This window comes from Streptomyces sp. NPDC030814 (assembly GCF_055572155.1).
Genome location: NZ_JBVIDX010000043.1, coordinates 1 through 13,010, shown reverse-complemented (window position 1 = coordinate 13,010; position 13,010 = coordinate 1). Strand labels below are relative to the sequence as shown.

Annotated in this window: 10 protein-coding genes; 3 read left to right on the top strand and 7 right to left on the bottom strand. The window is 71.6% G+C overall.

Annotation, left to right across the window (positions count from 1 at the left end; all coding sequences use genetic code 11):
- Window positions 1–10: 10 nt before the first annotated feature.
- The 6 genes from ACZ43N_RS41180 to ACZ43N_RS41155 all read right to left on the bottom strand — a co-directional run bounded on the left by ACZ43N_RS41180 (window position 11) and on the right by ACZ43N_RS41155 (window position 7,899).
- Window positions 11–1,432 (bottom strand): aldehyde dehydrogenase family protein, encoded by a 1,422-nt coding sequence (locus ACZ43N_RS41180; protein WP_468104770.1) that lies wholly within the window; start codon window positions 1,430–1,432, stop codon window positions 11–13.
- Entirely contained in the window at window positions 1,429–2,307 is an 879-nt protein-coding gene (locus ACZ43N_RS41175) for an SDR family NAD(P)-dependent oxidoreductase (protein ID WP_468104768.1), read from the bottom strand. Before ACZ43N_RS41175 ends, ACZ43N_RS41180 begins: the two co-directional genes overlap by 4 nt.
- A complete protein-coding gene (locus ACZ43N_RS41170) occupies window positions 2,304–3,650 on the bottom strand; it encodes a flavin-containing monooxygenase (protein ID WP_468104766.1) in 1,347 nt (448 codons plus the stop codon). Before ACZ43N_RS41170 ends, ACZ43N_RS41175 begins: the two co-directional genes overlap by 4 nt.
- Before the next feature lie 175 nt (window positions 3,651–3,825).
- The gene (locus ACZ43N_RS41165; protein ID WP_468104764.1) at window positions 3,826–4,611 is read right to left on the bottom strand and encodes an MBL fold metallo-hydrolase; all 786 of its coding nucleotides are present in this window, start codon (window positions 4,609–4,611) and stop codon (window positions 3,826–3,828) included.
- A gap of 168 nt (window positions 4,612–4,779) precedes the next feature.
- A complete protein-coding gene (locus ACZ43N_RS41160) occupies window positions 4,780–6,498 on the bottom strand; it encodes a sensor histidine kinase (protein WP_468104763.1) in 1,719 nt (572 codons plus the stop codon).
- 330 nt (window positions 6,499–6,828) lie between these two features.
- Window positions 6,829–7,899, bottom strand: coding sequence for a zinc-dependent alcohol dehydrogenase family protein (locus tag ACZ43N_RS41155; RefSeq protein ID WP_468104761.1), 1,071 nt, complete (start codon window positions 7,897–7,899; stop codon window positions 6,829–6,831).
- Window positions 7,900–8,082: 183 nt separating this feature from the next.
- Between ACZ43N_RS41155 and ACZ43N_RS41150 the strand changes: the two genes are divergently transcribed.
- A complete protein-coding gene (locus tag ACZ43N_RS41150) occupies window positions 8,083–8,466 on the top strand; it encodes an STAS domain-containing protein (protein ID WP_468104759.1) in 384 nt (127 codons plus the stop codon).
- A 65-nt stretch (window positions 8,467–8,531) separates the two neighbouring features.
- Here ACZ43N_RS41150 and ACZ43N_RS41145 read toward each other — a convergent pair whose 3' ends face one another.
- A complete protein-coding gene (locus ACZ43N_RS41145; RefSeq protein WP_468104757.1) occupies window positions 8,532–10,913 on the bottom strand; it encodes a phosphoketolase family protein in 2,382 nt (793 codons plus the stop codon).
- A 49-nt stretch (window positions 10,914–10,962) separates the two neighbouring features.
- Between ACZ43N_RS41145 and ppk2 the strand changes: the two genes are divergently transcribed.
- A complete protein-coding gene (gene ppk2, locus ACZ43N_RS41140) occupies window positions 10,963–11,766 on the top strand; it encodes a polyphosphate kinase 2 (protein ID WP_468104756.1) in 804 nt (267 codons plus the stop codon).
- 330 nt (window positions 11,767–12,096) lie between these two features.
- Complete coding sequence (locus ACZ43N_RS41135) at window positions 12,097–12,798, top strand: response regulator (protein WP_468104754.1); 702 nt, start codon at window positions 12,097–12,099, stop codon at window positions 12,796–12,798.
- Window positions 12,799–13,010: the final 212 nt, after the last annotated feature.

The window sequence follows — 13,010 nt, the reverse complement described above, 5'->3', positions numbered from 1 at the left end:
CGCACCCGGATCAGCGAGTGCGGATCCAGACCGTCTTCTCCCGGGTCCACTGGTGGAAGGCGTCGGTCGACTTCTCCGCACCGCCGAAGCCGGACTGTTTCCAGCCGCCGAAGGGCGTGGTGATGTCGCCCTCGCTGTAGGCGTTCACGGAGACCACACCGGCCTGGACGCCGTGCGCGAGCCGGAGGGCGGTGTCGAGGTCGCGGGTCCAGACCGAGGCGGCGAGCCCGTACTCGGTGGCGTTCGCCAGCCGTATCGCCTCGTCCTCGGAGGTGAAGGTCTGCACGGTGACGACCGGGCCGAACAGTTCCCTGGTGAGGACGTCGCTGCCCTCGGGGGCACGGGTGATCACGGTGGGTGGGTAGTAGGCCCCGTGCCGGGGCAGTCCGTGGGGCAGTCCGCCGGTGTGGACGCGGGCCCCGCCGTCCCGGGCGGCGTCGACCGCCGCCGCGACCCGGTCGAAGGCCGCCCGGTCGATCAGTGGTCCCACCTGGGTGCGTGGGTCCGCGGGGTCGCCGATGACCAGGCGCCGCGCGGCGGTCGTGAATCGCTCCAGTACCTCCTCGCCGATGTCGCGGTGGACCAGGACACGGGAACCCGCCGTGCAGTTCTGGCCCATCGTCAGGAACGCGGCCTCGATCATGTGGTCGATGAGTTCGTCGCCGTAGGAGAGGGCGTCGGCCATCAGCACCTGGGGGCTCTTGCCGCCCATCTCCAGTGAGACGCGTTTGAAGTTGCTGTCGGCGGCGTCCTTGAGGACGCGCCGACCGGTGGCGGTGGAACCGGTGAAGGACAGGGCGCCCACGACGGGGCTCCGGGCGAGAGCGGCGCCGGTGACGGAGCCGTGGCCGGTGAGGACGGTGAGGACGCCGTCGGGCAGGCCGGCCTCGGCGGCGAGCCCGGCCAGGTGCAGGGCCGAGCGCGGGGTCGCCTCGGCGGGCTTGACCAGCAGACAGTTGCCCGCGGCGAGTGCGGGCCCGACCTTCCAGGCGGTCATGGCGAGCGGATAGTTCCAGGGCAGGATCGCCGCGACCACGCCGACCGGTTCCCGGGTCACCAGGCCCAGACCGTCCGGCCCTCCCGACGAGACCCGGCCGAAGACCTTGTCGGCCGCCTCGGCGAACCAGCGGATCGACTCGACGGCGCCCGGTACATCACCGGTGAGACACTCCGTGACGGGCTTTCCCGCGTCCTCGCTGTCCAGCCGCGCGAGAATCCCGGTGTCGCGTTCCATCAGGTCGGCGAGGCGCAGCAGCACCGCGGCACGGTCCCGGACGGGCAGCCGCGACCACACACCGGACTCGTGGACCCGGCGGGCCCGCTCGGCGGCCTCGGCGACCCCTTCGGCGCCGGTGGCGGCCACGGTGGTGATCAGTTCCCCCGTGGCCGGGTTGACGACGGCCAGGACGGCGGGGCTGTCGACGACGGTCATTTCTCCTCCACCAGTTCCCAGCGTCCGTCGACCTGCCGGGCCAGTCCGCGGCGGCGCAGTTCGTCGAGATAGCGGGCCATGCCGCGTTCGCCGCGCTGCCGGAACAGCGGGAACATCCTCGGCAGCAGGTTCGGCGCCAGCATCGCGAGCCGGACCAGACGGGACTCGCCGGGGCGGGGATACGCCTCCAGGCGGGGCCGGTCGAGGAGGCTCACCACCGCCGCCACCACGTCGGCGGGCTGCTGTGGCGCGTCCTGGAACTGGAGCGAGTTCCCGCCGTCCACCGCTTCCTGGCGCAGCATCCGGGTGTCGGTCGCCGACGGCAGTACGGATCCGGCCAGGATGCCCTTGCTCCGTAGGTCCAGGCCGATGGCGAGCATCGCGCCGCGCAGCCCGAACTTCGAAGCCGTGTAGATCGGGGTCTCACCCAGGGGAAAGATCCCGCCGAGGGAGACGGTGGTGACCACCCGGGCGTCCTGCGACGCCCGTAGCAGCGGGACGGCGATCCTGGTGGTGACGAGCGGCGAGACAAGGTTGACGGTGATCTCCCGCTCGATGCTCTCGACGCTGCGCACGTCGAAGCGTTCGGCGCTGGTCATGCCGACGTTGTTGACCAGCACGTCCAGCCGGCCGTACAGGTCCGAGACCTGTTCGAAGAGGTGCTCGACCCGGGACCGGTCCACCAGGTCGCAGCCGAGGGCGGTGTGGCCGGTGCCGGGCAGTTCGGCGGCGACCCGCTCGGCGCGGCCTTCGTCGAGGTCGACGACGACGCAGCGGGCGCCGCCGGCGGCGAAGCGGTGGCACAGCGCGCTGCCGATCCCCCCGGCGCCGCCGGTGACGAGCATGACCTTGTCGTGGAAGTCGTAGCGGCTCATGACAGCGCCTCCATGCGCCGCGCGGACCGCACGGGCGGGGGCTGGCCCTCGGTGCGCCAGCCCATGTCGGCGGCGATCCTGGACAGGTGCTTCACGGTGGCGGTGCTGTCCACGTAGCCGGTGTGGCGGGGCGAGGCGACGAACTTGATGCCGCCGGACAGGTCGGGGCGGTCGGTACGGATCATGCGGGCGAACCGCTCCGCGTTGGGCAGCCGGTGCCGTGCGTCGTGGATGTACCCGGCGATCAGCTGGGCCTGGGTGTCGAACAGCTGGTACGCGCCGGAGTTGGTCTCGATGAAGCCGACACCGAACAGGCCTTGGTGCTCGCGGGAGAACGACGAGAGATACAGGTCGGGGTGCTGCTCGTCGCCGAAGTACTGCTGGGCGACCGGCACCCTGTGGACGTATCCGGTGGCCAGCAGGATCAGGTCGAAGTCGTCGCGGGTGCCGTCGGTGAAGTGGACGGTGCGGCCCTCGGTGCGGGCGATCCCCGGCCTGGCGGTGATGTCCCCGTGCTGGAGGTGGTGGATCAGCAGCGAGTTGATCGCGGGGTGCGTCTCGAACAGCTTGTGGTCCGGCTTCGGCAGGCCGAGACGCGTCGGGTCGCCGTTGAGGATCCGCAGGAGGGCGCCGAAGACCCGCTGGGCCAGCCACATCGGCAGGTGCGGCCCGCTGCTCGCGATGGTGTCCACCGGCCGGCCGAAGAGGTGCTTGGGGATGAACCAGTAGCCGCGGCGCATGCTGATCACCGCGTGGTCCGCGCTGCGGGCCGCGTCGCAGGCGATGTCGCAGCCGGAGTTTCCGGCGCCCACGACCAGGACCCGCTTGCCGCGCAGTTCCTCCGCGCTGCGGTAACCGACCGTGTGGCGGATCTCGCCGGTGAAGTCGCCGGGGAGTTCCGGGACGTTGGGGTGCCACTGGGCGCCCGTGCACACCACGACCTCGCCGTGCGTGGTCCGCCGGCCGTCGGTCCGGGTGACCGTCCAGGTGCCGTCCGCGTTCTTCTCGACACTCTCGACCTCCACGCCGAACTCGATGCGCTCGGTCAACCCGTAGGTGTCGGCGAAGGAGGTCAGGTACGAAAGGATCTGCCGGTGCGGCGGGTAGTCCGCGAAGGTGTCGGGCATCGGGAACCCGCCGAAGCCCGAGAGGGTCCTGCTGGAGATGAAGTGGGCCGACTCGTACATCGGGCTGCCCGGGTTGTCGATGTCCCAGATGCCGCCCGGCCCGGTATGCCGTTCGAGGTGGGTGTACGGCAGGTTCCGCTCCGACAGGGCCCTGGCGACCGCCAGCCCCGCGGGCCCCGCCCCGATCACGCATGTGTCGTACCGGCTTGTTTCCATGAACCCGATCCCTTGTCCAACCGTTCGCGGTCCCCTCGTCGGGGGGTTGAAGGGAACCTACGGAGTGGCGGTTCGGGAAGAACTGGTCCGCGCGGTCAAAGAGGGGACCTCAGCGGCCAGCGGCGGGGCCGCCCCGGCGCCGGGCGCCCGTGACCGTCGTGCGTCCGCCGTGGACCTACGCGGCGGCGCGTGCCTTCTCGAACAGGAGCGGGTCGTGTGCGTTGACGATGGTCAGGTCCCCGTCGGCGCGCCGGTACAGCTCGGCCAGTCGGGCGTGGTTGGCGCGCACCTGCGTGAAGTCGTGGGCGAGCAGCGCTTCCGTGGCACGCAGGGCGCGCGGCACCGGGGTGCGTCCGTCGATGAGGCCGCGATGGAAGAAGGAGTCGCCGGCGTGCAGGATCCAGCGGTCACCGGTGTCGACGGCGACACAGGCGTGGCCGCGGGTGTGGCCCGGCAGGGCGATCAGGACGATGCCGGGGGCGATGGTGTCGAGCTCCTTGGCGGCGGCGAAGCCGCGCCATGCCTCGCCGTCGGGGGTGTGTTCGACGAGTTTCGGGCCGTGCGCCCACTGGATGGGCCGGTAGCGGTTCTGCTCCCGCCGGGACGGGGAGGTGATGGCCCCGCGGATCTCGGCCGCGGTGATGTGCACCTGGGCGGCGGGGAAGTCGGACAGCCCGCCGATGTGGTCCATGTCGAAGTGGGTGAGGACGATGTGCCGGACGTCGTCACGGCGGAAGCCGAGGGCCTCGACCTGGCGGGCCGCCGTCTCGTCCGCCTTCAGCACGGGCCTGATCAGACGGCGTGACCCTCCCAGGCGCCGTCCGGGATCGTCGACGTCGTGCAGTCCGAAGCCGGAGTCCACCAGGACCAGCCCGTTCGGCGCCTCGATGAGCAGGACGTGGCAGACCAGCCGGGCGGTGGGCGGGAGCATGGTCCCGCAGTTGAGGTGGTGGACCCTCATGGCGGCGCGACCTCCAGAGGTCGACGAAGGGGGTGGGTTGGGGGACGGAGCCGGAAACGGCCCGGCGGGTGCCCCGCGGCCATCACGCGACGGTGCGGGTGTCGTCGCCGTGCCGTGGGGCGAGGGTGTCCGGTGGCGCCGGGACGGCTGACGGCCCGGCCCCACCGGTCAGGTGTGCTTCAGCGGTACCCGCCACACCAGGCAGGTGCCTCCGCCGGCGGGCTGTGTCAGGTCGAACCCGCCCCCGAGCTGTTCGGCGCGTTCGGCCATGTTGCGCAGGCCGCTGCGGCGGCCCGCGGGCGGGACGCCGACGCCGTTGTCGGTGACCGACAGGCGCAGCTCGTCCCCGTCGGTGGCGAGGACGACCTCGGCGCGGTCGGCGCGGGCGTGGCGGGCGATGTTGGTGAGGGCCTCGGAGAGGACGGCCACCACGTGGTCGGCGATCTCCTTGGGCACCTCGGTGTCCAGCAGGCCCTCCATCCGCACGCTGGGCGCGAAGCCCACAACGGGCGCCGCGTCCCCGACGACCCGTGTCGCGCGGGCCCGCAGACCGCTGCCCGCGGCTCCCTCACGGGTGCGCAGGCCGAAGATCGTCGACCTGATGATCTTGATGGTCTCGTCCAGGTCGTCCACGGCCCGCGAGACGCGCTCGGAGGCTTCGGTGTGCTCGATGAACCGGCCCGCGCTCTGCAGGGTCATACCGGTGGCGAACAACCGCTGAATGGCCAGATCGTGCAGGTCCCGGGCGATCCGGTCCCGGTCCTTGAGGACCGCGACCTCCTCGGCCTCCAGTCTGCGTTCCGCGAGCTCCATGGCGATCGCCGCCTGCGCGGCGAAGCCCCGCAGGAGGTCGATCTCCTTCTCGGTGAACGGCGTCCGCCCCGCTTCCCGCACCAGCAGCAGCACGCCGCGTACGCCGCTCTCGCCGGTGCCCACGGGGACGGCCACGGCCGGTCCGAGACCGGTGAACCCCGGTGCCCCCGCCGAGAGGCGTACGTCGTGGACGACGTCCGGGCTGGTGACGGCGGTCGCCCCGGCGAAGGCCTCACCGAGCAGGCTGCCCTCCACGGGCAGGACCAGACCGTGGAGTGTCTCGGCCTCCTGGCCCAGGGCGAGTTCCACGGACAGCGAGTCCGTCTCCTCCATCGGCATCGCGACCCCGGCCAGCGCGGCGCCGGTGATCTCCCGGGCCCGGTCGGCGATCAGACCGAGGACCTCGGTGCGGTCCCCTCCGGCCATCAGACGGTGCACGATCTCGGCGTTCGCCCGCAACCAGCGCTCACGGAGCCGGGACTCCGCGTACAGCCGGGCGTTGTCGATCGCCACACCGGCCGCGACGGCCAGGGTGAGGGTGACCGAGACGTCCTCCTCGTCGAACTGGGCACCGCCGCGCTTCTCGGTCAGATACAGGTTCCCGAAGACCTGGTCGCGCACCCGGATGGGGACACCGAGGAAGGTGTTCATCGGCGGGTGGTGCGGCGGGAAGCCGTACGACGCCGGGTGGTCGGAGAGCTTCGCCAGGCGCAGCGGCTCGGGGTGGCGGATCAGCTCGCCCAGGATGCCGTGCCCCTCGGGGAAGGGGCCGATGCCGGCGATCTGCTCCTCGGTCACTCCGACGGTGTGGAAGGCGGACAGACGCTTGCCGTCGGGTCCGATCACCCCGAGTGCCGCGTACTCGGCGTCGACGAGTGCGGCGGCGGCCTCCACGATGCTGCGCAGGGCCTGCTCCAGGTCCAGCTCCCGGCCCACCGAGAGCACCGCCTCCAGCAGGCTGTGCACCCGGTCCCGGGTGCCACGGGCCGCGTCCAGGCGGGCCTGCAGCTCCTCCAGCAGTTCGTCCAGCCTCAGCTGCGGCAGCCTTACCCGGGCCTCCTCCGAGCTTCCCACCTGACGGCCCCTCCGGTCCCCTGTCCGACGGACCCCACCGGTCCGGTCATGTGGCCAACGTACTGGTCGGCCCCCTGGCACGGTAGCGAATCCGGTTGACCCGGCGGGGACCGGGCGGGCAGCTCCGCCTGTGACGAAGGGCAGCGACCGGCGCCGAGAGCGGCCCCGGGGTCGGGACCTTCGGCCCCTGCGGGACGGGGGTGACCGGAGGGACAATGGAGTCAGGAGCGGCACCGATCCCCCGCGGTGTCGCTCCGTTCCGGGTGCGCGCCGGCGGCCGGCCCGTTTCGATTCAGGGGCCCTCGCCATCGCGCTGTCGCGCGGCGGGGCTCAGGCCGCGGGGACGGCGACCTCCCGGTGCGGCAGGTCGCCGAGCACCACCTTGAGGGCGCCGGTGTCGGCGGCCCGGCCGAAGATGTCGTACGCCTCCTCCATGTGGCTCAGCGGGAAGGTGTGGGTGACCAGTTCCGCGGTGGGCAGGCGGCCGGCGGCGGCCATGCGCAGCAGGGTGGGGGTGGAGCTGGTGTCGACCAGGCCGGTGGTGAGGGTGATGTTCTTGATCCACAGGTCTTCGAGGTGCAGTACGGCGGGCCTGCCGTGGACGCCGACGTTGGCCACGTGACCGCCGGGGCGCACCATGCGGGTGCACGCCTCGAAGCTCTCCGGCAGGCCGACCGCCTCGATGACCACGTCGGCGCCGAGTCCGTCGGTGAGGTCGGCGATCAGCTGCTCGGGGTCCTCGCGGGCGTCGGCCACGGCGTCGGAGCCGAGCCGCTTGGCGGCCTCCAGCCGTGCCGCGGCCGGATCCACGGCGACGATCCGCTCGGGGGCGAACAGCCGCGCCGTGGCGATCGCGGCGAGGCCGATGGGACCGGCCCCGACGACGGCGACGGTGTCCCCCGGCCGGACGTGACCGTTGAGGACGCCCACCTCGTAGGAGGTCGGGAAGATGTCCGCGAGGAGCACGGCGTCCTCGCTCGCGACCGTGCCGGGGAGCACGTGGACGGACAGGTCGGCGAAGGGGACGCGGACGTACTCGGCCTGGGTGCCGTCGATCAGATGGCCGAGGATCCAGCCCCCGCCGCCCCGGCACTGGCCGTAGGCGCTCTCCCGGCAGTAGCGGCAGCGCCCGCAGGCGCTGATGCAGGAGACCAGTACCCGGTCGCCGGGGCGTACCGTCCGGACGTCGCTGCCGACTTCCACGATCTCGCCGACCGCCTCGTGCCCGAGGACCGTGCCGGGACGCACGTCGGGGACGTCCCCCTTCAGGATGTGCAGATCTGTGCCGCATATGGTCACCGCGTCGACTCGTACGACCGCGTCGGTGGGGTCCATGAGCTCGGGGTCGGGGATGTCCTGCCAGGCTGACTGCCCGGGTCCGTGGAAGACGAAGCCTTTCATGACGCTCCTCACCGTCTTTCGCCGAGTTGCCGGAAAAGCCCGACACATCCAGCTTGTCCGCTGGGCGCGCACCTCGCACGGGCCGCAGGGGCCGTGGGGAGGGTCCCCGGTCCCGGTCGGACCCGCTCGAAAGGGACCGAACGGCCCTACCGCGGACCCCGTCACCAGGGCTTGTCTCGTGTCATGGACGAGAACGACACCGGGTCCGCGCCGTACCGCACGCACCGCACCTCCGCCGGCGCGACCGTCGTGACACTACGGGGCGAGATAGACGTCGTGACGGCTCCCGCGCTCGCGGCCCGTCTGGATGCCCTGACCTCCCGTCCCCATCCCGACCTGGTGCTGGATCTGCGCCCGGTCGACTTCATCGACTGCTCCGGGCTCGGTGTGCTGTGCCGGGCCCGCAACCGCGCACGGACCCAGCACGGCCGGCTCCGGCTGGTCACCGACAACTCCCGCTTCCTGCGGCTGCTGCGCTGCACCGGCCTGACCGATGTCTTCGAGGTGCGTCCCCGGCTGCCCGAGCCCGAGGAGCCGGCGGGCCCGGTGCCCGCCGCGGCGGGCTGAAGCCCCGGGGCGGGCGGCGGCCGGCGGTCCGCCGGTGGAGGGCGGCCTGCCGGGGACGGTGACCGTCAGGCGTTCCAGGCCCATTCGGCGACCTCGGGCAGGTCGGTGCCGTGTTCGCGGATCCAGGCGTGGTGGCGGGTCCGGGCGTCGGCCATCTGCTGGCGGACGGCGGCGGCGCGGACGGCGAGGCCGGGGACGCGGTCGATGACGTCCATGACGAGGCGGTAGCGGTCCAGGTCGTTGCGGACGACCATGTCGAACGGTGTGGTCGTCGTGCCGGACTCCTTGTAGCCGCGGACGTGCAGGTTCCTGTGGCCGGTACGGCGGTAGGCGAGGCGGTGGATCAGCCACGGGTAGCCGTGGTAGGCGAAGATCACCGGCTTGTCGGTGGTGAACAGCCCGTCGTACTCGAAGTCGCTCATTCCGTGCGGGTGTTCCTCCCGCGGCAGCAGCCGGGTCATGTCCACGACGTTCACCACCCGCACGGCGAGTCCGGGCAGGTGGCGGCGGAGCAGTTGGGCGGCGGCCAGCACCTCCTGGGTGGGGACGTCACCGGCGCAGGCGAGGACGACATCGGGTTCGCCGCCGTTCTCCGTGCCGGCCCAGTCCCAGATGCCCGCGCCGCGCGCGCAGTGGGCGCGGGCGGCGTCCATGGACAGCCAGTCGAAGCAGGGCTGCTTCCCGGCCACGACGACGTTGACGTAGTCCCGGCTGCGCAGGACGTGGTCCGCGACGGAGAGGAGGGTGTTGGCGTCCGGCGGCAGATAGACCCGTACGACCTCCGGGCTCTTGTTCAGGACGTGGTCGACGAAGCCGGGGTCCTGGTGGGAGAAGCCGTTGTGGTCCTGCCGCCACACATGGGAGGTGAGCAGGTAGTTGAGGGATGCGATGGGGGCGCGCCAGGGCAGCTCCCGCGAGGTCCGCAGCCATTTGATGTGCTGGTTGACCATGGAGTCGACGATGTGGACGAACGCCTCGTAGCAGGAGAACAGTCCGTGCCGGCCGGTGAGGAGGTAGCCCTCCAGCCAGCCCTGGCAGGTGTGCTCGGAGAGGATCTCCAGCACCCGGCCGTGCCGGTCCAGGTGCTCGTCCACCGGCAGCATCCGGGCCTGCCAGGCCTTGCCGCTGGCGTCGAAGACAGCCTGCAGCCGGTTGGAGGCGGTCTCGTCGGGGCCGACGACCCGGAAGTCCCGGCGCCCGCGGGTGTCGTTCATGACCGCTTCCAGGAGGCCGCCGAGGACCCGGGTCGGCTCGTGCAGGGTGGTGCCGGGTTTCTCCACCGGGACGGCGAAGTCGTCGAGGGACCGGACGGGCAGGTCGCGGACGAGGAGCCCGCCGTTGGCGTGCGGGGTGGCGCCGAGGCGGCGGGCGCCCTCGGGGACGCAGGCGAGCACGTCGGGGACGGGCCGGCCGTCGGGGCCGAAGAGTTCCTGCGGCCGGTACGACCGCAGCCAGGCGTCCAACTGCCGCAGGTGGTCCGGGTTCTCCCGCACTCCGGCGAGCGGGACCTGATGGGCGCGCCAGGTTCCCTCGACGGGCTCCCCGTCCACCTCGGCGGGGCCGGTCCAGCCCTTCGGGGTGCGCAGCACGATCACCGGCCAGTGCACGCGCTCGGTGACACCGTCCTCTCGGGCGGTGCGCTGCATGAGGTCGATCCGGTCCAGCGCCTCGTCGAGGGCCGCGGCCATCGCGCGGTGCACCTGCGCCGGGTCGTCGCCGGTCACATGGATCGGGATGTGGCCGTAGCCGCGCAGCAGCGTGTCCAACTCGCTCTCGGGGAGGCGGGAGAGGACGGTCGGGTTGGCGATCTTGTAGCCGTTGAGGTGGAGGATCGGCAGGACCGCCCCGTCGTGGACCGGGTCGAGGAACTTGTTCGAGTGCCAGGCGGCGGCCAGCGGCCCGGTCTCCGCCTCTCCGTCCCCGATCACGCAGGCGACCAGCAGACCGGGGTTGTCGAAGGCGGCGCCGTACGCGTGGGCCAGCGAGTAGCCGAGTTCGCCGCCCTCGTGGATGGAGCCGGGTGTCTCCGGAGCGACATGACTCGGTACTCCGCCGGGGAAGGAGAACTGCCGGAACAGCCGCTCCATGCCCTGCGCGTCCCGGGGGACGTCGGGGTAGGTCTCGCTGTAACTGCCCTCCAGCCAGGAGTTGGCGAGCACGGACGGCCCGCCGTGGCCGGGTCCCCAGACACACAGGGCGTCGAGGCCGCGCGCCTTGATCACGCGGTTGAGGTGGGTGTGCACGAGGTTGAGGCCGGGCGAGGTGCCCCAGTGGCCGAGGAGCCGCGGTTTGATGTGCTCCGGCCGCAGCGGCTCGGTCAGCAGCGGGTTCGCCATCAGATAGATCTGCCCGACGGCCAGGTAGTTGGCGGCCCTCCAGTGGGCGTCCAGGGTGCGCAGTTCGTCGTCGGAAAGTACGGTGACGTTCTGGTGTTCGACCTTGGTCATGGGTGACTCCGGAACTCATCGACGGGGGTCAAAGGGCGGTGGAGGCGGCATGGCCGGCAAGAAGGCGACGAAGGTGCCGCGTGCGGCGTACGAAGAGGAACTGCTGCGTCTGCAGACGGAGTTGGCGAAGCTTCAGGAGTGGGTGCGGACGACGGGCGCCCGACTGGTCGTGGTCTTCGAGGGCCGGGACGCGGCGGGCAAGGGCGGCACGATCAAGCGGGTCGCCGAGCATCTGAACCCGCGTGTCGCCCGGATCGCCGCGTTGCCGAAACCGACCGAGCGCGAGCGCGGCCAGTGGTACTTCCAGCGGTACATCCAGCACCTTCCGGCGGCCGGGGAGATCGTGCTGTTCGACCGGTCCTGGTACAACCGGGCCGGCGTCGAGCATGTGATGGGCTTCTGCACCGAGGAGGAGTACCAACTTTTCCTGCGGCAGTGCCCCATATTCGAGCGGATGCTGGTGGAGGACGGGATCCTGCTGCGCAAGTACTGGTTCTCGGTGAGCGACACCGAGCAGCAGGACCGGTTCCGCAAGCGGCTGGACGATCCGCTGCGACGCTGGAAGCTGTCGCCGATGGACCTGGAGTCGATCTCCCGCTGGGAGATGTACTCGCGGGCCAAGGACGAGATGATGGTGCACACCGACATCTCCGAGGCGCCCTGGTTCGTGGTGGAGAGCGACGACAAGCGGCGGGCCCGGCTGAACATGATCGCCCACCTGCTGGACTCGGTGCCGTACCACGACGTCCCGCCGCCGGTGCTGGAACTGCCCGAGCGTCCCCCCTCGACCGGATACCAGCGTCCTCCGCGCGATCTGCGGACCTATGTCCCGGACCACGCTGCGAAACTCTGAGCGGCGCGCCACGACGGTCACACCCGAGGGGTGCTCGTGTACGGCCATGGCGATGCTTCCCTTCGTATGCGGCCGGACCGGGCCCCGGCATCCCCCACCCTCGCATTCCGCGCCCCGCCGCGCCGGATGCCGAAGGGCCGCGGCGACGGGGCCGGAGGGTCCGGGCGGCGGGCCTGGCGGCCCATGGCCCGGCTCCGGGGCACGCCCGCGGGCGGAAGGGCGGTGCCCGAGGGGGCCGATCGGCCCTAGTGCGGTCGCCCCTGGCGCGTGATGATCGTCACCATGGGCAGACCGTGGGCTGTCCTCTTCGCCGGGTAACGAGGGGCCACGATGTCCGAGCCGCGTACTTTCACCGAGCAGAACCCGATCCGCGTGTTCCTGCTGGACGATCACGAGGTCGTCCGCCGGGGCCTCGCCGATCTGCTCGACTCCGAGCCGGACATCTCGGTGATCGGCGACGCCGGCAGTGTCGAGCAGGCCCTGGTGCGCGGCCCCGCGCTGCGGCCCGACGTCGCCGTCCTGGATGTGCGACTGCCGGACGGCGACGGCATCTCGGTCTGCCGTGAGCTGCGCAGCCGCATGCCGGAGCTGACCTGCCTGATGCTGACCTCGTTCGACGACGAGGAGGCCCTGCTCGACGCGATCATGGCCGGTGCCTCGGGGTACGTCCTCAAGCAGATCAAGGGGTCGGACCTGGTCTCGGCGGTCCGCACGGTGGCCTCCGGCCAGTCGATGCTGGACCCCGCGACCACCGCCCGCCTGATGCGCTCGCTGCGCACCGAGCCGGTGCAGAGCCCGGCCGAACCGTCCGAGCTGGCGAGTCTGTCGCCGCGGGAGCGGGACATCCTGGCCCTGATCGGCGAGGGGCTCACCAACCGGGAGATCGGCAAGAGGCTCTACCTGTCCGAGAAGACCGTCAAGAACCACATCTCCCGCCTCCTGGCCAAGCTCGGCGTCCAGCGTCGCGTCCAGGCCGCCGTCCTCGCCACCCATCTGGAACAACCGGACACGAGTGAACACCGGACCGGGTGAGAGGACAGGGCGCATCGCCTGAGGGGTTAGGGGTCCTTTCACTATGCCCGCCCGGGTCGCGTGGTCTGGCACCGCACCTCGCAAGGCACCAGACCACGCGACCTGATCGGACGCTCCTACTGACCTTTTCGTAAGTTCGGTGGATGTGCTGACCTTGTGAGTGGGAGGCTTCCGGGGTGGCTTATCGACCCTCGCCTTCAGATGCCAGCTCG

Excerpts from the sequence above, each read along its gene's own strand:
- ACZ43N_RS41180 (WP_468104770.1), bottom strand. The coding sequence starts at position 1,432 with ATGACCGTCGTCGACAGCCCCGCCGTCCTGGCCGTCGTCAACCCGGCC.
- ACZ43N_RS41175 (WP_468104768.1), bottom strand. The coding sequence starts at position 2,307 with ATGAGCCGCTACGACTTCCACGACAAGGTCATGCTCGTCACCGGCGGC.
- ACZ43N_RS41170 (WP_468104766.1), bottom strand. The coding sequence starts at position 3,650 with ATGGAAACAAGCCGGTACGACACATGCGTGATCGGGGCGGGGCCCGCG.
- ACZ43N_RS41165 (WP_468104764.1), bottom strand. The coding sequence starts at position 4,611 with ATGAGGGTCCACCACCTCAACTGCGGGACCATGCTCCCGCCCACCGCC.
- ACZ43N_RS41155 (WP_468104761.1), bottom strand. The coding sequence starts at position 7,899 with ATGAAAGGCTTCGTCTTCCACGGACCCGGGCAGTCAGCCTGGCAGGAC.
- ACZ43N_RS41150 (WP_468104759.1), top strand. The coding sequence starts at position 8,083 with ATGGACGAGAACGACACCGGGTCCGCGCCGTACCGCACGCACCGCACC.
- ACZ43N_RS41145 (WP_468104757.1), bottom strand. The coding sequence starts at position 10,913 with ATGACCAAGGTCGAACACCAGAACGTCACCGTACTTTCCGACGACGAA.
- ppk2 (WP_468104756.1), top strand. The coding sequence starts at position 10,963 with ATGGCCGGCAAGAAGGCGACGAAGGTGCCGCGTGCGGCGTACGAAGAG.
- ACZ43N_RS41135 (WP_468104754.1), top strand. The coding sequence starts at position 12,097 with ATGTCCGAGCCGCGTACTTTCACCGAGCAGAACCCGATCCGCGTGTTC.